Annotated in this window: 16 protein-coding genes; 8 read left to right on the top strand and 8 right to left on the bottom strand. The window is 62.0% G+C overall.

Annotated features, from left to right (window positions below; all coding sequences use genetic code 11):
* Positions 1–315: 315 nt before the first annotated feature.
* The 5 genes from JL474_RS17615 (at position 316) to hisF (ending at position 3,803) form a co-directional block, all read left to right on the top strand.
* Positions 316–777 (top strand): SRPBCC family protein, encoded by a 462-nt coding sequence (locus JL474_RS17615; protein WP_123635376.1) that lies wholly within the window; start codon positions 316–318, stop codon positions 775–777.
* 141 nt (positions 778–918) lie between these two features.
* Complete coding sequence (gene hisB / locus JL474_RS17610) at positions 919–1,512, top strand: imidazoleglycerol-phosphate dehydratase HisB (protein ID WP_123635377.1); 594 nt, start codon at positions 919–921, stop codon at positions 1,510–1,512.
* A 97-nt stretch (positions 1,513–1,609) separates the two neighbouring features.
* Complete coding sequence (gene hisH / locus JL474_RS17605) at positions 1,610–2,254, top strand: imidazole glycerol phosphate synthase subunit HisH (protein ID WP_203143105.1); 645 nt, start codon at positions 1,610–1,612, stop codon at positions 2,252–2,254.
* A 36-nt stretch (positions 2,255–2,290) separates the two neighbouring features.
* Entirely contained in the window at positions 2,291–3,028 is a 738-nt protein-coding gene (gene hisA, locus JL474_RS17600) for a 1-(5-phosphoribosyl)-5-[(5-phosphoribosylamino)methylideneamino]imidazole-4-carboxamide isomerase (RefSeq protein ID WP_203143104.1), read from the top strand.
* A 1-nt stretch (position 3,029) separates the two neighbouring features.
* Positions 3,030–3,803, top strand: coding sequence for an imidazole glycerol phosphate synthase subunit HisF (gene hisF, locus JL474_RS17595; protein WP_203143103.1), 774 nt, complete (start codon positions 3,030–3,032; stop codon positions 3,801–3,803).
* 75 nt (positions 3,804–3,878) lie between these two features.
* Here hisF and JL474_RS17590 read toward each other — a convergent pair whose 3' ends face one another.
* The 4 genes from JL474_RS17590 to gpmM form a co-directional block, all read right to left on the bottom strand.
* A complete protein-coding gene (locus JL474_RS17590) occupies positions 3,879–4,718 on the bottom strand; it encodes a divergent polysaccharide deacetylase family protein (protein ID WP_407944069.1) in 840 nt (279 codons plus the stop codon).
* A gap of 2 nt (positions 4,719–4,720) precedes the next feature.
* Positions 4,721–6,097: a S41 family peptidase gene (locus JL474_RS17585; protein ID WP_203143102.1), complete on the bottom strand. Its 1,377-nt coding sequence runs from the start codon at positions 6,095–6,097 to the stop codon at positions 4,721–4,723.
* Positions 6,098–6,189: 92 nt separating this feature from the next.
* Entirely contained in the window at positions 6,190–7,395 is a 1,206-nt protein-coding gene (locus JL474_RS17580; protein WP_203143101.1) for a murein hydrolase activator EnvC family protein, read from the bottom strand.
* Positions 7,396–7,403: 8 nt separating this feature from the next.
* Positions 7,404–8,951 (bottom strand): 2,3-bisphosphoglycerate-independent phosphoglycerate mutase, encoded by a 1,548-nt coding sequence (gene gpmM / locus JL474_RS17575; protein ID WP_203143100.1) that lies wholly within the window; start codon positions 8,949–8,951, stop codon positions 7,404–7,406.
* A 152-nt stretch (positions 8,952–9,103) separates the two neighbouring features.
* On the opposite strand from gpmM, the gene JL474_RS17570 reads away from it, so the two are divergent.
* The 3 genes from JL474_RS17570 to JL474_RS17560 all read left to right on the top strand — a co-directional run bounded on the left by JL474_RS17570 (position 9,104) and on the right by JL474_RS17560 (position 10,835).
* Positions 9,104–9,526 carry a rhodanese-like domain-containing protein gene (locus tag JL474_RS17570; protein ID WP_123635414.1) on the top strand — a complete coding sequence of 141 codons (423 nt, stop codon included), beginning with the start codon at positions 9,104–9,106 and terminating at the stop codon, positions 9,524–9,526.
* A 165-nt stretch (positions 9,527–9,691) separates the two neighbouring features.
* Positions 9,692–10,195 carry a protein-export chaperone SecB gene (gene secB, locus JL474_RS17565; protein ID WP_123635384.1) on the top strand — a complete coding sequence of 168 codons (504 nt, stop codon included), beginning with the start codon at positions 9,692–9,694 and terminating at the stop codon, positions 10,193–10,195.
* Between the two features lie 175 nt (positions 10,196–10,370).
* Positions 10,371–10,835 (top strand): tRNA (cytidine(34)-2'-O)-methyltransferase, encoded by a 465-nt coding sequence (locus tag JL474_RS17560; RefSeq protein ID WP_203143099.1) that lies wholly within the window; start codon positions 10,371–10,373, stop codon positions 10,833–10,835.
* A 63-nt stretch (positions 10,836–10,898) separates the two neighbouring features.
* Here JL474_RS17560 and pntB read toward each other — a convergent pair whose 3' ends face one another.
* From pntB to JL474_RS17540, 4 genes are all read right to left on the bottom strand, one after another.
* On the bottom strand, positions 10,899–12,296 hold the full coding sequence (gene pntB / locus JL474_RS17555; RefSeq protein ID WP_123635386.1) for a Re/Si-specific NAD(P)(+) transhydrogenase subunit beta: 1,398 nt from the start codon (positions 12,294–12,296) through the stop codon (positions 10,899–10,901).
* An 11-nt stretch (positions 12,297–12,307) separates the two neighbouring features.
* On the bottom strand, positions 12,308–13,876 hold the full coding sequence (locus JL474_RS17550) for a Re/Si-specific NAD(P)(+) transhydrogenase subunit alpha (RefSeq protein ID WP_203143098.1): 1,569 nt from the start codon (positions 13,874–13,876) through the stop codon (positions 12,308–12,310).
* A 387-nt stretch (positions 13,877–14,263) separates the two neighbouring features.
* A complete protein-coding gene (locus JL474_RS17545) occupies positions 14,264–15,442 on the bottom strand; it encodes an acetyl-CoA C-acetyltransferase (protein ID WP_123635388.1) in 1,179 nt (392 codons plus the stop codon).
* A gap of 55 nt (positions 15,443–15,497) precedes the next feature.
* The gene (locus JL474_RS17540; protein ID WP_123635389.1) at positions 15,498–16,643 is read right to left on the bottom strand and encodes a multifunctional CCA tRNA nucleotidyl transferase/2'3'-cyclic phosphodiesterase/2'nucleotidase/phosphatase; all 1,146 of its coding nucleotides are present in this window, start codon (positions 16,641–16,643) and stop codon (positions 15,498–15,500) included.
* Between the last annotated feature and the right edge of the window lie 99 nt (positions 16,644–16,742).

Genomic DNA, 16,742 nt, shown 5'->3' with positions numbered 1-16,742 from the left:
TGAGCGCGGAGTGTCTCAACACCGCGTAAGCACAACAGTTTTACAACGTCGTATTACGATTAGCATACGACACAGGATTCAATCAGCCCACCGATCAGGCCGTGTATACCGACAATCTTTCAGAATGTTCATTTGACCACCAATCCCGGTACACTCTGCAGAGAGCGACATCGGGGCAGAAAGCATCGCCCTGAAATGATTAGGTAACAAAATAACGATTGACGGCGTACGACTTTTCGTCAGAATGCCGCGCATCACGTATCCAGGGCCAGAGCGCCCGACACAATAAAGACAACGCAAGTTAAGGAGTTTCGGGTGGCCATCACGATTGCTATTGAGTTGAATCGGGAAATCGATATTCCAGGCAGTTACGACGAGGTGTTCGACCTGCTGGCAGACGTGCCGAAGTCGGCCAGTTACTTCCCCAAAGTGGATAAACTGGTGGATCTGGGCGACAACGTCTACCGCTGGGAAATGGAAAAGATCGGTGTGGACAAGCACTCCATCCAGTCCGTCTATGCCAGCAAGTACGTCGCCGACAAAGACGCCGGCAAGATCACCTGGGAGCCGGTGAAGGGCGAGGGCAACGGTGTTGTGCGCGGCTCCTGGAACCTGTCTGCCAAGGGCGATGACGTGACCCGCGCCAGTTTCCAGACCACGGCGGAGCTGACCCTGCCGCTGCCGAGCCTGCTCAAGCTGGCCATCAGCCCGGTGGTTAAGCACGAGTTCAACGGCATGGTGGACACGTATATGAACAACCTGAAGAAGGCCTTCTAGGCGGCCTTCTCCGACCGGCGTGGCGCCCTGCTGCGCCGGTTCTCGCCATTCCACGCTATCGCCTCAATAAAGTGAGAAAGACGACATAACGCGGTATACTCTGCGCTGTCACAATTTCCGGCTTTATTCACTGGAGTCCCCATGGCCGAACGCAAGGCGCGGGTAGAACGCAATACCCTCGAAACCCAGATTACGGTGTCGATTAATCTCGACGGCACCGGCGAGTCCCACTTCGATACCGGCGTGCCCTTCCTGGAGCACATGATGGATCAGATCGCCCGTCACGGGCTGGTGGATCTGGATATCGTGTCCAAGGGCGACCTGCACATCGACGACCACCACACGGTTGAGGACATCGGCATTACGCTGGGCCAGGCGTTCGTCAAGGCTGTGGGCGACAAGAAAGGCATCCGTCGATACGGTCATGCGTATGTACCGCTGGATGAAGCCCTGTCGCGGGTCGTGATCGACCTGTCGGGCCGCCCTGGTCTGAGCATGGAGGTGCCTTACACCCGTGCCACGGTCGGCGGGTTCGATGTGGACCTGTTCGAGGAGTTCTTCCACGGGTTCGTGAACCACTCCATGGTGACGCTGCACATCGATAACCTGAAGGGCAAGAACACGCACCACCAGATCGAGACGGTGTTCAAGGCCTTCGGTCGCGCGCTGCGCATGGCCATCGAGCCGGATGAGCGCATGGCGGGTGTGATCGCGTCCACCAAAGGCTCGCTCTGAGGCGGGCCGTACTGACGCGGGTTCTGTCACCCTATCTGTTATCCCGGCCGGCTGAGGGCAACCCAGCCGGCCGCTGCTTTCCGGAGTTGTCCTGACTATGAAGTCCGTTGCCATCATCGATTACGGCATGGGTAACCTCCATTCGGCCAGCAAGGCGGTCGAGCACGTGGCGCCGGACATGCGCGTCCACGTCACCGACAACGAAGCCATCATCCGCGAGGCCGATCGCGTGATCCTGCCGGGCGTCGGCGCGATGCGCGACTGCATGGCCGAGATCCGCCGCCAGGGTGTGGATGCGCTGGTGAAAGACCTGGTCGTCGAAGGCCGCCCGCTGCTGGGCATTTGCGTCGGCATGCAGGCGCTGATGGCCCGCAGTGAAGAGAACAATGGCGTGGACGGCATCGGCCTGTTCCCGTCGGAAGTCCGCTTCTTCGGCACCCACCTGAAGGACGAGCAGGGCGAGCGCCTGAAAGTCCCGCATATGGGCTGGAACCAGGTCTGGCAGACCCAGGATCACCCGATGTGGCACGACATCGACGACGGTGAGCGCTTCTACTTTGTTCACAGCTACTACGCCGAAGCCGAAGGCAATCCGGACATTGCCGGTCGCACGCACTACGGCGTGGATCTGGCGGCGGCCGTCGCCCGCAACAACGTCTTCGCCACGCAGTTCCACCCGGAGAAGAGCCACCGGGCCGGTCTGCAGCTGCTGAAAAACTTCGTACAATGGTCGGGTCAGTAAGCGCTGACCTCCACACCGAACTGGATTGATAACACCATGCTGATAATTCCCGCCATCGACCTCAAAGACGGAAAATGTGTGCGCCTGCGCCAGGGCCGGATGGATGATTCCACCGTGTTCTCCGAGAATCCGGTCGACGTTGCGGCCCGCTGGGTCGACGCCGGCGCCCGTCGCCTGCATCTGGTGGACCTGAACGGCGCCTTCGCCGGTGAACCGGTGAACGGTGAGATCGTCAATGCCATCGCCAAGCGCTTCCCGGACCTGCCGATCCAGATCGGCGGCGGCATCCGTTCCGCTGAGACCATCGAGGCCTACCTGAAGGCGGGCGTGCATTGGGTGATCATTGGCACCAAGGCCGTGAAGGAGCCGGAGTTCGTCACCGAGATGTGCAAGCGGTTCCCGGGCCACATCATCGTGGGCCTGGACGCCAAAGACGGTCTGGTGGCGACGGACGGCTGGGCGGAAGTCTCCGAAGTGAAGGCGACGGATCTGGCGAAGCAGTTCGCCAACGACGGCGTGGACAGCATCGTCTACACCGACATCAGCCGCGACGGCATGATGCAGGGCGTGAACGTCGAGCAGACCGCGCACCTGGCGGAGTCCTGCGGGATTCCGGTGATCGCCTCCGGCGGCGTCACCAACATGGACGACATCCAGCGCCTGTCCGCGGAAGCGGATCGTGGCATCCTCGGCGCGATCACCGGCCGGGCCATCTACGAAGGCACCCTGGATGTGGCAGAAGCCCAGGCCTGGTGCGATCAGCAGGAGAAATGAGATGACCCTGGCCAAACGCATCATTCCCTGTCTGGACGTCGATAAGGGCCGGGTGGTCAAGGGCGTCAACTTCGTCGATATCCGCGACGCCGGCGACCCGGTAGAGGTGGCCCGCAAGTACAACGAGCAGGGCGCGGACGAGATCACCTTCCTGGACATCACCGCCAGTCACGAAAGCCGCGATACGACCTACGAAACCGTCGAGCGGATGGCCAGCCAGGTCTTTATCCCGCTGACCGTCGGTGGCGGCGTACGCACCGTGGAAGACATCCGCAAGCTGCTCAATGCCGGCGCGGACAAGGTCAGCATCAACACGGCGGCGGTCTTCAACCCGGAGTTCGTGCGCGAGGCCGCCGAGCGGTTCGGCAGCCAGTGCATCGTGGTCGCCATCGACGCCAAGCGGATCAGTGCCGAAGGCGAAACGCCGCGATGGGAGATCTTTACCCACGGTGGCCGCAAGCCGACGGGGCTGGACGCCGTTGAATGGGCGAAGAAGATGGTCGAGATGGGCGCCGGCGAGTTGCTGCTCACCAGCATGGACCGTGACGGCACCAAGATCGGTTTCGATCTGGGCCTGACGCGCGCGATCAGCGATGCGGTGGTGGTGCCGGTGATTGCCTCAGGCGGTGTGGGCGAGCTGCAGCATCTGGCGGACGGCGTGACCCAGGGCGGTGCCGATGCGGTGCTGGCGGCGTCGATCTTCCACTTCGGTCAGCACACGATTCCCGAAGCGAAGCAGTTCATGCATGAGCAAGGGATTGAGGTTCGGCTTTAAGTCCGCTCCATGGATGCGGCTTGCCAAGCGAGCCGCATCAAGCACAACCCGCTTTTCTGTGTTTTCCAGCCTTGACTAGTTGTCCGAAGCCCGGCCTTTAGCCAGCGACGTCTGCACCGGCTGCTTCACATCCACAAACATCGGCGCATTGTTGTGCCGCATGGCCCACAGGCCGCTGACCGTGGCCACGGCGATGCCCTGCGCATCCAGCTCCGGCAGGTGCTTCACCAGATAATCCACCGTCACCTTGTGCGGATGGCCGATGCCAATCGCGGTGCCGTTGCGCTTGGCGGTTTCCACCAGCAGTTTGAACTGCCGATCCACCGCTTCCTCGGTCTGTTCATTGTCGAGGAACACGTCACGGCTCATGTTGGGCACGTCGTGATCGCTGGCGCTTTTGGCCGCCACGGTGCCGGCAATGGTGCGGCTGTCCACGAAGTAGAGCGGGTAGTGGAACAGCTCCTTCATGACCCAGTCCATGTGCTGGCGGTTCTGGGTGAGCAGGCTACCCATGTGATTATTCACGCCCTGCACGTAGGGGATGGATTGCAGGGAATGGCGCAGGCTCATGGTGGTGGCGCGTTCGTCCATGCTGGCGTCCAGGCCACCGGCGCCGAGGCCGATGTGATGGGTGTTCGCCATGGGCGCGTGCAGCATGATTTCCTTGCCGTTGGCATGGGCATCCCGGGCCAGCGACGTGGTATGGGGCCGGAACGGCAGGAAGGCGAGGGTGATCGGCTGGGACAGCTGGATCAGGCGTTCGCCCTGAACTTTGTCGTGGCCCATGTCATCGATAATGATGGCGATGGTGGGCGGCGGCTGTTCGCCGCGCGGTGCAGCCTGGATCGGCGTTGCCAGCACCGGGGCGATACACAGCAACGCGGGCGCCAGAAGCGCCCGGCAGGTACGGCTCAATCTCACTGGGCGCTCTCTTTGCTCTTGCCGAGAATTCCCAGCCCTTTCAACAGGTTCAGGGCTGTGCGTAGCTGGTAGTCCTTGGCCACCAGTTCGTCTTTCGCCGCTTTCGCGGTCTTGTCGTCGGTCTTGCCGTCTTCCGTGCCGTTTTCCAGGTGGCCGCTCAGGTCCGCTTCGGTGAAGAACGGCTGGTTGTCCACCTCGGTCAGGCGGGCCTGTTTGACCACGATGTCCGGGTGGATGCCCTTGGCCTGGATGGAGCGGCCGCTGGGGGTGTAATAACGGGCAGTCGTGAGCTTGATGGCGTGGGTCTCGTCCAGCGGGATGACGGTCTGGACCGAGCCCTTGCCGAAGGATTCGGTGCCCATGATCACGGCGCGGTGGTGATCCTGCAGGGCGCCGGCCAGGATCTCGGACGCCGACGCGGAGCCGCCGTTGATCAGCACGACGATCGGCGCGCCATCGGTCTCGTCGCCCGGCTGGGCGCTGAAACGCAGCTTGGAGCTCTGGATACGGCCGTCGGTGTAGACAATCAGGCCTTCATCCAGCACCGCATCCGCGGACTCCACGGCCGCCTGCAGCACGCCACCCGGGTTGTTGCGCAGGTCAATGATGAGGCCGCTGAGCTTGCCGCCGTTGTCCTGTTCCAGCTTGTCGATGGCTTCGACGAATTCACGACCGGTTTCGGCCTGGAACTGGGTCAGGCGCAGGTAGGCGTAGCCCGGCTCCAGCATGCGGGATTTAACGCTGGCCACTTTGATCACGTCGCGCTTGACGTCGATCTCGATGGGCGCACTCTGTTCGTCCCGCACGATGGTCAACTTGAGGGTCGAGCCGGGCTTGCCGCGCATCAGGTTGACGGCTTCTTCCAGGCTCATGCCTTTGACGGGCTGGTCACCCAGCTTGATGATCATGTCACCGGCCTGCACGCCGGCTTTCTGGGCCGGGGTGTCGTCGATGGGAGAGATGACGCGGACAAAGCCGTCTTCCATACCCACTTCAATGCCCAGGCCGCCGAATTCGCCGCTGGTGCTTTCCTCCAGCTCTTCGTAGGCCTGGGGCTCCAGGTAGGCAGAGTGAGGGTCGAGGCCGGACAGCATGCCCTTGATGGCGTTCTCAAGCAGCGTGGTATCGTCCACTTCCTCGACGTAGGCTTCGCGGATGCGGCCAAACACTTCGGTGAACTTGCGCAGTTCATCCAGCGGCAGCTGCTTTTCCGGGTTGGGCAGGCGAACGGTCACATCCTTGCCGTTGGCTTCGCCCTTGAGAATGGTTTCGCCAGTTTCGGGATCGGTGTCTGCCAGCGCCAGCGCCGGTAGGGTCAACAGGCTGTAAGCGCAGAGAAGAGCGGTAGCGGCGGTACGTCTGGCCAGTTTCATGCAGTGTTCCTGTACTCGCGGTGTTTTATTGTCACGGTGGGTAGGCAATGGAAGACAGCAATACAGTGTGTTCTCACGGCGCATCCCTCACCTTATTTATGGGCCAGCCACCTCATTGGGTTCTGTGGCTTGCCGTTATGCCGAATCTCGAAATAGAGCCGGGCGCTCGAATCCTTGTCGCCCTCGCCCGCGATAGCGATGGTCTCACCGGCCCTGACCCATTCTCCGGGGCTCTTGAGCAGGCTCGAATTACGACCGTAGAGGCTCATGTAACCATCCCCGTGGTCAATAATGGTCAGAAGTCCGAAGCCGCGCAACCAGTTGGCGAAAACGACGCGTCCGTAATGGACGGCTTTAACCTCGGCCTCGGGCTGGGCGGCGATGAGCAGGCCGTTGTGGCGCAGGCGCCCATTATGCAGGCTCTCGCCATAGCCGATAATTACCTTACCACGGGTTGGCCACGGGAGTTTAGCGCGCAAACTTGAGAAAGGTTGTGATTCTTTGGGCGTGGGAATGTCGGCAATCGCGGCTTCCACTTCCTTCAGGAGTTTTTCCAGGCGTTCCCGGTCGGCCACCAGATCCTGGCGCTTGCCTTTCTTGTCGGAGATGTCCGATTTCAGCAGGGCCAGGGTGCGTTCGCGGGTTTTGTGCTGGTCCTCCAGCTTGTCCTGGCGTTCGGCGACGGCGGCTTCGGTTTTCTTGAGTTTGAGCTGGGCGGCGATGCTTTGTTCGCGCGTGGTTTTGAGATCGTCCAGGGTGCGGTTGAAGGCTTCCAGCCGGCTGACGGTGTCTTTGCTCAGGTACTCGTGGTAGGTCATGATCCGTGACAGCTTCTGCGGATCGATCTCGTTGAGCAGGACTTTCAGGGCGGGCGCGTCGCCGGCCATCCAGGCGGTCCGGATCTGGGCTTTGAGCGCCTCGCGCTTGGCGGCAAGCTCCTTCTCCAGTTTCCGCTCGCGATCCTTGAGCTTGTCGATTTCGGTCTGTTGCTCGGCCGCCTGCTGACGCAGGGAGCGGCGTTCCTTCTTGAGCTGGCCGATCTTGCGCTCGGTGCTGGCCAGGGTCTGTTCCAGTTCGCCGCGGTCGGCTTCGGCGTCTTTCAGCCAGTCGTCGATGTCGGCGATCTGTTCCTTGAGCGCTTCAATCTGCTCCGGAGAAACGGAGTCGGCGTCCTGCGCGTAGGTTGTCGCAGGGAGGGGAGACAGCAGGGCGATCAGCAGCAACCCGGCGCGCAGGACGCGCGTCGGGAGGCTGGATCGGGAGTCGGGGCGGCACTGCCGGATGGCCGCGTGGGTCACACTGAGTCCTAGTCTTGTTCGATCAGTGAATGACCGGTCATTTCAGCCGGCTGTTCCAGCTGCATCAGGGTCAGCAGAGACGGGGCCACATCACTCAGGGCGCCGTCGTCCTTGAGGTGGATCTTGCGGCTGCCCATGTACACCAACGGCACCGGCCCGGTGGTGTGGGCGGTGTGCATCTGGCCGGATTCCGGGTCGGTCATCTGTTCGCAGTTGCCGTGGTCCGCGGTGACCAGGGCCTGGCCGTCCACGTCCTTCAGCGCGGCATCGATCTTCGCCAGGCACTGGTCAAGGCACTCGGCCGCCTTGACTGCGGCTTCGAAGCTGCCGGTGTGGCCGACCATGTCGCCGTTGGCGTAGTTGCATACCACCAGGTCGTACTTGCCGCTGCGAATCGCGTCGCACAGCTTGTCGGTCACTTCCGGCGCGCTCATCTCCGGCTGCAGGTCGTAGGTGGCCACGTTGGGCGAGGGCACCAGGATGCGATCTTCGCCTTTATACGGCTCCTCGCGGCCGCCCGAGAAGAAGAACGTCACATGGGCGTATTTTTCGGTCTCGGCGATGCGCAGCTGCGTCTTGTCCAGCTTTTCCATGTACTCGCCCAGGCTGTTGACCAGCTTTTCGGGCGGGTAGGCGCAAGACGTCTTGATGTCGGCGGAATACTCGGTGAGCATGACGAAATCCGACAGGGCCGGGCGGTGCTCACGCTCGAAGCCGTCGAAATCGTCCTCGACGAAGGCGCGGGTCATTTCCCGGGCGCGGTCGGCGCGGAAGTTCATGAAGATCATGCTGTCGCCGTCCTGCACGAAGGCGTCCGGCTCGCCGGCGGCCTGGATGCGGGTGGCCTTGACGAACTCGTCGTTCTCGCCACGCTCGTAGGCTTCATGCAGGCCTTCGACCGGTGTGTCCGCGGTGAATTCACCTTTGCCGGCGGTAAGCAGGTTGTAGGCGGCTTCGACGCGGTCCCAGCGGTTGTCGCGGTCCATCGCGAAGTAGCGGCCAACGAGGGAGGCAATGCGGCCCACGCCCATTTCCCGCAGTTTGCCGTCCACTTTTTTCAGTGAAGGCTCGGCGCTGCGCGGCGGCATGTCACGGCCGTCCAGGAAGGCATGAACGTAGACGGCCTTGGCGCCCCGTGAGCGGGCCACTTCGGCGGCCGCCAGGATATGGTCTTCGTGGGCATGGACGCCGCCCGGAGACAGCAGGCCCATCAGGTGAACGGCCTTGCCTTTCTCTACGGCCTTGTCGATGGCACGGGTGATCACCGGGTTGTCGGCGAAGGCGCCATCGGCGATGTCTTTATCGATGCGGGTCAGGCTCTGGTAGACGATGCGACCCGCGCCCAGGTTCATGTGACCGACCTCGGAGTTGCCCATCTGGCCCTTGGGAAGGCCAACGAACATGCCGGAGGTGTTGATCAGCGTTTTCGGCTGCTCTTGCCAGAGCTTGTCCCAGAACGGGGTGTTGGCATTGCTGATGGCATTGTCGTCAGAAGGGTCGCGATAACCCCAGCCGTCGAGAATTATCAGTGCAGTCGTCTTTCGCATTGCGGTCATTGCCTGGTCCGATGGAAATGGGAATGGAGTGCCGAGTCTACCTTTTTTGAACGACTCAGGCTATGTGGGCCGCCTTCTGTCAAGCGTTACGGATGTGTATAATCGCGCATCAATTTCGTTTGCAGGCCCCGCAGGTTGTACTGATGAACTTTCTGGAAAAGCTCCCTGAATTTGTTGCCAATCATTACGTGCTCGCCACGCTTTTCATTCTCATGCTGGTGGCGCTGGCCCTGCTGGAGATGCGTCGTGGGGGCAAGAAGATTACCGCCCAGTCGGCGATCGGCCTGCTGAACAAGGACGAAGCCGTGGTGGTCGACATCCGCGAGAAGAAGGAATACGGCACGGGTCATATCGTCGGTTCCCTGCACATTCCGCTCAATTCCCTGAAAGAGCGGATGGATGAACTCAAGAAATACGAGGACAAGCAGATCATCGTCGCGGACAAGATGGGCCAGCATTCCGCAACGGCGGTCAAGCAGCTGAACGAGGCGGGTTACAGCAATGTGGTGCGCCTGGCCGGCGGCATTTCCGAGTGGCAGGGCAGCAACCTGCCGCTGAAGCGCAAGAAGAAATAATCCTTCAAGTGCGCCAGTTGAATTCCCCGCCCACTTGGCGCACTGTTTCACATCGATATCCCCTGACAGCGGGTATAGTGAGGCCCTCTCACAGTACCCGCTCACAATAATCAGACCGGAGGGCACTCCCGGTGCGCTCCCAGACAAGAACCGGAAGGAAAGAAAATGGCTGAGAATCAGCAGGCAGCAGGCAACGAAAACGCAAACCCGGACCAGCCCCAGTTTGCGCTGCAGCGTATCTACATCAAGGACCTGTCCTTCGAGTCCCCGAACTCGCCGACCATTTTCCAGGAACAGTGGCAGCCCCAGGTCAACCTGGATCTGAACACTTCGCACACCAAGGTCAGCGACAACCAGTACGAAGTGGTCCTGTCCATGACGATTACCGCCAAGATCGAAGAGAAGGTGGCCTATATCGTCGAAATCCAGCAGGCCGGCGTGTTCATGGTCAAGGGCATCGAAGGGCCGCAGCTGGGCCAGATGCTGGGCGCCTACTGCCCGACCATCCTGTTCCCGTACGCCCGCGAGTCCATCGATACCATCGTCAACAAGGGCAGCTATCCGGGCCTGATGCTGGCGCCGGTGAACTTCGACGCGATCTACGCCCAGGCGCTCAAGCGTCAGCAGGAAGAAGCGGCCGGTCAGGCCACCGAAGAGCAGAAGCACTGATCTTGCCTCCCGGGACCGGCTTTCCGGCCGGTCCCGCCCCTTCATCCCCGAAACCTCCCGGTTCCTCTCTGCCAGACTGACTGTCCCGTTTCCCAACACGCGGCCGTTGGCGTATCTTTGGGCTCTCCTGTAAACCTGGGCCATTAGGGCCGTCTGTTAACGCTCCAGAGTCGCCATGTTCCATATCATCCTGCATGAACCCCAGATTGCCCCCAATACCGGCAACATTATCCGTCTGGCCGCCAATACCGGCTTCCAGTTGCATCTGATCGAACCGCTGGGTTTCGATTTCGAGGAGCGCAAGCTCCGTCGGGCGGGGCTGGACTATCACGACCTGGCGAACGTGAGCCGTTACCGGGATTTCGAGGACTTCCTGGCGAAGCAGCCGGGCAAGCGGATCTACGCCATGACCACAAAGGCGAGCACGCATTACAGTGAGGTGGCATTCGAGGCGGGGGATTGCCTGCTGTTTGGTAGCGAAACCGCCGGTCTGCCCGCGGACATCCGCGGCGGCTCTGCTATCGAGCAGGCGTTGCGCCTGCCGATGTGTGACACCTCCCGGAGTCTGAACCTTTCCAACGCGGTGGCTGTCGTGTGTTACGAGGCCTGGCGTCAGGTCGGGTTTAAAGGGGGTATCTGAGAAGACCGTGTGAGAACCGCCGCGTTCGCGACGTTCCCACACGGTCTCTCTGAGGCGGCTCTATCAGTCGCCTGAGGTCAGGTTGCTGAGCAGGCGGCTGGTGCTCTCGTGAGCATCGCCGAACAGCATGTGGGTGTTCTCCTTGAAGAACAGCGGGTTTTCCACACCGGAGTAACCGGCGGACATGCCCCGCTTGAGGACCACGACCTGGCGCGCTTTCCAGACTTCCAGAACCGGCATACCGGCAATCGGGCTGCCCGGGTCTTCCGCGGCGCTCGGGTTGACGGTGTCGTTGGCACCGATCACCAGGACCACGTCGGTCTCGGGGAAGTCTTCGTTGATCTCATCCATTTCCAGCACGATGTCATACGGCACGTGGGCCTCGGCCAGCAGCACGTTCATGTGCCCCGGCAGACGACCGGCCACCGGATGGATCGCGAAGCGTACGTTGACGCCCCGCTTGCGCAGGAACTGGGTGATCTCGCTGACCGCGTTCTGGGCTTGGGCGACGGCCATGCCGTAACCCGGTGCGATGATCACGGAGTCCGCGTTGCGCAGCTCGTCGGCCACTTCATCGATGGAGGTTTCGTTGATGGTCAGGTCGCCGTCCACCGCAGCGGAGCTGGAACTGGTCTGACCGAAGCCGCCCAGGATGACGCTCACGAAGGAGCGGTTCATCGCCTTACACATGATGTAGCTCAGGATCGCACCGCTACTGCCCACCAGGGCGCCGGTCACGATCAGCAGGTCGTTGCCCAGCATGAAGCCGATGGCGGACGCCGCCCAACCGGAATAACTGTTGAGCATGGACACCACAACCGGCATGTCCGCACCACCGATCGCCATGATCAGGTGGATACCCAGAATGCACGCCAGGGCGGTCATGATGGCCAGGGCCAGCAGGCCTTCGACCATGCTGTCGGTGGTCAGGAACCAGCCACCCAGGCCGATGCAGGCCGCGATGATGATCAGGTTCATCAGGTGGCGACCCGGCAGGGTCAGTGCCTTGCTGGCGATACGGCCGTCCAGCTTGCCGCAGGCAATCAGGGAGCCGGTGAAGGTCACCGCACCGATGAAGATGCCGACGAACACTTCCACCAGCTTGATGGTGTGCTCCGCACCGTGGGTGTCGACCAGCGGCTCGACGAAGCCGGCAAAGCCGACCAGCACCGCAGCCAGACCCACGAAGCTGTGCAGCAGGGCCACCAGCTGGGGCATCTGGGTCATTTCCACCTTGTTGGCGATGACGATACCGATAGCGCCACCGATGGCGATGGCCACCAGGGTCATCATCCAGCCCGCACCCATGCCGGCCATGGTGGCGGCGATGGCGATGAGAATGCCGGCGATGCCGTAGACGTTACCGCGACGGGCGGTTTCCTGGTGGCTCAGGCCGCCCAGGCTCAGAATAAACAGGACACTAGCGGCCACGTAGGCGACTGTAATTAATCCTTGTGACATGGTCGCTCTCCTTACCTATGGAACATCTTGAGCATGCGGTAGGTGACCCGGAAGCCCCCGCCGATGTTGATACAGGCAATCAGCACCGCGAAGAACGCGAGAATACCGATCACCAGGTTCTGCGCCTGGGCCAGGTGCAGGACGGCGCCGATCACGATGATGCCGCTGATGGCGTTGGTCACACTCATGAGAGGGGTATGGAGTGATGCTGTCACGTTCCAGATCACCTGCCAGCCGACAAAACAGGCCAGCACGAAAACCGTGAAGTGGGACAGGAAGGACGTCGGTGCGTAGGCACCGATGCCGTACAGGGCGGCGACGGTGGCGACCAGCAGGGCACCTTTCCAGAACGCCTTGGCGCCGGATTTGCCGTCTTCGGCCTCGTCGCTGGCCGGTTGTGCGGCCGGCTTTGGCTGGGCCGGTTTGGGCGCAGGCTTCTCCGGCTGCGGGGCCGGCCAGGTGACCTTGCCTTCGTGGGTCACGGTCACGCCACGGATGACGGTGTCTTCCATGTTGACCTTGATCTCGCCGTCTTTCTCCGGCGTGAGTTCGCCCAGCAGGTGCCACAGGTTGGTGGCGTACAGGTCGGAGGACACGCTCGCCATCCGGCTTGGCAGGTCGGTGTAGCCGACGATGCTGACGCCGTTCTCGACCGCGACTTCACCCGGCTGGGTCAGCTCGCAGTTGCCACCCTGTTCGGCGGCCAGATCCACGACCACGCCGCCCGGCTTCATGGCGCGAACCATGTCGGCGGTAATCAGGCGCGGGGCCGGCTTGCCCGGGATCAGGGCGGTGGTGATGATGATGTCGACTTCCTTGGCCTGTTCCATGAACAGGGCCATTTCCGCCTCGATGAACTCTTTGCTCATCTGCTTGGCGTAGCCGCCGCTGCCGCTGCCGTCTTCCTCGAAGTCCAGCTCCAGGAAGTCGGCGCCCATGCTTTCCACCTGTTCTTTCACTTCCAGGCGGGTATCGAAGGCGCGCACGATGGCGCCCATGCTGCGGGCTGCACCGATGGCCGCCAGACCGGCGACACCGGCACCGATGACCATGACCTTGGCGGGCGGTACTTTACCGGCCGCGGTAACCTGACCGGTGAAAAAGCGGCCGAAGCGGTTGGAGGCTTCAACCACCGCGCGGTAGCCGGCGATGTTGCCCATGGCGCTCAGGGCGTCCATTTTCTGGGCGCGACTGATGCGGGGCAGGGCGTCGATGGAGAAGGCGGTGACGTTCTTGGACGCCAGTGTCTCCAGCATTTCAGGATTCTGTGCCGGCCACAGGAAGCTCAGCAGATAGCTGTCGTCCTTGATCAGGCTGGTCTCGTCCAGATCGGCCTCTTTGTTGTAGCCAGGGCCGCGGACTTTCAGGATGAATTCTGCAGCGGACCAGAGGTCGCGTGCGTTTTCCGCAATCTCGGCGCCGGCTTCGCGATAGGCATCGTCATGATACTTCGCGGCGTCACCTGCACCAGTTTCGACAACGACCGTATGGCCAAGCTTGATCAGCTTGCCGACGGACGCCGGCGTTGCTGCCACCCGGTTTTCGCCGGGATGGCATTCCTTGGGGATGCCAATTTTCATGTGCAAATCTCTCTATTGACGTCTGTTACGGGTGTCCGTTTTTTATTTGGCCGCATAGCCTACACGAAGCGGGCCAGGATATCTGTCTATCCAAATTATTCTTTTTCCGAGTTTTTCATTCCCTGAGTCGATCCGGCAGTTTCGGACATCACCGTTACTCGCCGGAATCGCTCATCTGGCGAGGGGGTGCGGTTGTACCATAAGTCGGTAAATACGTATAGACATTAATTGACCGCTTTGGGTGTTTTTTAGACAGAATGGCGATTATGAATCATTGTCTGACGCGCGTGGATAGCCGGTCTGACGTGGGGAGGCGGTTAATCGGGACAAGCGGAGTAAGCAGGGCCGGCAGCGAGAGTGCTACCGGCCTGTTGGCACCTCAAAAGGTTAGCGTTCGACGGCCAGCGCGACGCCCATGCCGCCACCGATACAGAGGGTAGCCAGACCTTTTTTGGCGTCCCGGCGTTGCATTTCATGCAGCAGGGTCACGAGGATGCGACAACCTGACGCACCAATCGGGTGGCCCAGGGCGATGGCGCCGCCGTTGACGTTCACGTTGTCGGTATTCCAGCCCAGGTCCCGGTTGACGGAGATGGCCTGAGCGGCGAAGGCCTCGTTGGCTTCGATCAGGTCGAGGTCGTCGACGGACCAGCCGGCGCGCTCCAGGCAGCGACGGGTGGCGGGAATCGGGCCGGTGCCCATGATCTGCGGGTCCACGCCGGCGCTGGCATGGGCGCGGATGGTGGCCAATGGCGTCAGTCCCAGGGCCTGGGCTTTTTCAGCGCTGCAGACCACGACCGCAGCGGCGCCATCATTAATGGACGACGCGTTGCCCGCCGTCACGGAGCCGTCTTTCTTGAAGGCCGGCTTCAGTTTGGCCAGGCTTTCGCCGGTCACGCCGGCGCGCGGGCCTTCGTCCTTGTCCACGACCAGCGGATCGCCTTTGCGTTGCGGGATCGTGACCGGCACGATCTGGCCGTCGAAGTAACCGGCTTCACGGGCGGCAGCGGCTTTTTGCTGGGACGCTGCGGCAAAATTGTCCTGCTCTTCCCGGGAGATGCCGTATTTTTCCACGATGTTTTCGGCGGTAATGCCCATATGGTAGCCGTTGAAGGCGTCCCAAAGGCCGTCGTTGACCATGGTGTCGACCAGCTTCCAGTCGCCCATGCGCTGGCCGTTGCGGCTGTTGGGCAGCACGTGGGGTGCCTGGCTCATGCTTTCCTGGCCGCCGGCGATGATCAGGTCGGCGTCGCCGCAGCGAATGGACTGGACGGCCATGTGAACGGCTTTCAGGCCGGAACCGCAGACCTTGTTGATGGTCAGTGCCGGAACGCCCGCGGGCAGACCGGCGTTGATGGCCGCCTGGCGGGCCGGGTTTTGGCCGCAGCCCGCGGTCAGGACCTGGCCGAGGACCACTTCGTCGACCTGTTCGCCAGCAATACCGGTTTCCTCAAGCAGGGCCTTGATCACGGCTGACCCAAGCTGGTCAGCACGCAGGCTCGACAGGCCACCACCGAAGGTGCCAATGGCCGTTCGGCGGGCCGCCGCAATGACAACGTCACGCATGATGCTTTCTCCCGTTATAAGATTTATCCCGGCATTGTAACTGAATTCCGGGGCACTAAGGTTCCATGCCGCCGGAACGTGTCAGATCCAGGCTGTCACTGATGATCTGGTGGCGTCGACGCCGGATGGCCAGCCCCAGTTCCTTGCCCTGATACCCTTCATCCATCAGGGTACGGGGATCGACGGCCTTGGCGGCTCTCACCGCATCCTGGATAGGCAATGGGTTGAAGTCGATACGACGCGCCAGACCCACAGCCCGGATGGCGACCAGCAGCTCATCGAAACGCTCCGGCCGCCGCCAGGCATCGCATCGGTCGAGGATGGCCAGCAACAGGCCGGGATCGTTACGGGCCTCGCCCAGCAGGTCATCGGCGTTGGCCGCCAGATGCGTGGCCAGGGCACGGCAATCGTTCGGCGCTTTTAACCGGTCGCACAGGCTGTCGACGCCGGCCGCATCCTGCAGGCTACCGGTCAACGCGGCGAAGCGGATGGTGAGCGACTCGCTCAGTTCACTGGCAAATTGCAGGGCGCGCAACGCGTTGGGTGCCGGTTCCTGTTCCATGGCGGTGGCCAGTGACGGCATCAGGATTGCCAGCGCGCCGCAGTCCTGCAGCACACTGAAAAAGACCGTCGGCGAGGCTTCCAGCAGCGCGCGCTGCATTTCCTGCCAGATGCGCTCCGGCACCAGGTGCTCCACTTCGCCGGCTTCTACCATCGTGCGCATCAGTGCCCGGGTCTCTTCGGCAATGCAGAAACCCAGCGGTGCAAAACGGGCGGCGAAGCGCGCTACCCGCAGGATGCGCAGGGGATCTTCGGCGAACGCGGGGGACACGTGCCGCAGCAGGCGCTTTTCCAGATCGGCCTGGCCGTTGAAAGGGTCGACAATGGAGCCGTCCTCGGCCTGGGCCATGGCGTTGATGGTGAGATCGCGGCGGCGCAGATCGTCTTCCAGGGTCACGTCGGGCGCGCTGTGGACCACGAAGCCGTGATAGCCGTGGCCGCGCTTGCGTTCGGTGCGGGCCAGGGCATATTCCTCGTTGCTCTGCGGATGAAGGAAGACGGGGAAGTCCGCGCCGACCTGTCGGAAGCCTTGGCGGATCATGTCCTCCGGCGTGGCGCCGACCACGACCCAGTCCCGGTCCTTGACCGGGCGGCCCAATAAGGCATCGCGTACCGCGCCACCTACGAGATAGATATTCATGCGTGATCCTGTCGTTGCGTCAACGGGATTATCAGGATCAACGGGGGCGTGAGCAACACCGGCCCGCTGCGGGACCGGTGTGGCGGATTATGGCGGTCG

Source organism: Marinobacter mangrovi (assembly GCF_016798325.1).
In the GTDB taxonomy this organism is placed as follows: domain Bacteria; phylum Pseudomonadota; class Gammaproteobacteria; order Pseudomonadales; family Oleiphilaceae; genus Marinobacter_A; species Marinobacter_A mangrovi.
Note: the sequence above shows the minus strand (reverse complement) of the source record. Positions and strands in the feature narration are given on the sequence as shown.

What these genes read in the sequence shown, in the direction of transcription:
- secB (WP_123635384.1), top strand. Translation starts at nt 9,692, where the DNA reads ATGGCTGAGAATCAGCAGGCAGCAGGCAACGAAAACGCAAACCCGGAC.
- JL474_RS17560 (WP_203143099.1), top strand. Translation starts at nt 10,371, where the DNA reads ATGTTCCATATCATCCTGCATGAACCCCAGATTGCCCCCAATACCGGC.
- hisF (WP_203143103.1), top strand. Translation starts at nt 3,030, where the DNA reads ATGACCCTGGCCAAACGCATCATTCCCTGTCTGGACGTCGATAAGGGC.
- gpmM (WP_203143100.1), bottom strand. Translation starts at nt 8,951, where the DNA reads ATGACCGCAATGCGAAAGACGACTGCACTGATAATTCTCGACGGCTGG.
- hisA (WP_203143104.1), top strand. Translation starts at nt 2,291, where the DNA reads ATGCTGATAATTCCCGCCATCGACCTCAAAGACGGAAAATGTGTGCGC.
- hisH (WP_203143105.1), top strand. Translation starts at nt 1,610, where the DNA reads ATGAAGTCCGTTGCCATCATCGATTACGGCATGGGTAACCTCCATTCG.
- JL474_RS17540 (WP_123635389.1), bottom strand. Translation starts at nt 16,643, where the DNA reads ATGAATATCTATCTCGTAGGTGGCGCGGTACGCGATGCCTTATTGGGC.
- hisB (WP_123635377.1), top strand. Translation starts at nt 919, where the DNA reads ATGGCCGAACGCAAGGCGCGGGTAGAACGCAATACCCTCGAAACCCAG.
- JL474_RS17550 (WP_203143098.1), bottom strand. Translation starts at nt 13,876, where the DNA reads ATGAAAATTGGCATCCCCAAGGAATGCCATCCCGGCGAAAACCGGGTG.
- JL474_RS17545 (WP_123635388.1), bottom strand. Translation starts at nt 15,442, where the DNA reads ATGCGTGACGTTGTCATTGCGGCGGCCCGCCGAACGGCCATTGGCACC.
- pntB (WP_123635386.1), bottom strand. Translation starts at nt 12,296, where the DNA reads ATGTCACAAGGATTAATTACAGTCGCCTACGTGGCCGCTAGTGTCCTG.
- JL474_RS17585 (WP_203143102.1), bottom strand. Translation starts at nt 6,097, where the DNA reads ATGAAACTGGCCAGACGTACCGCCGCTACCGCTCTTCTCTGCGCTTAC.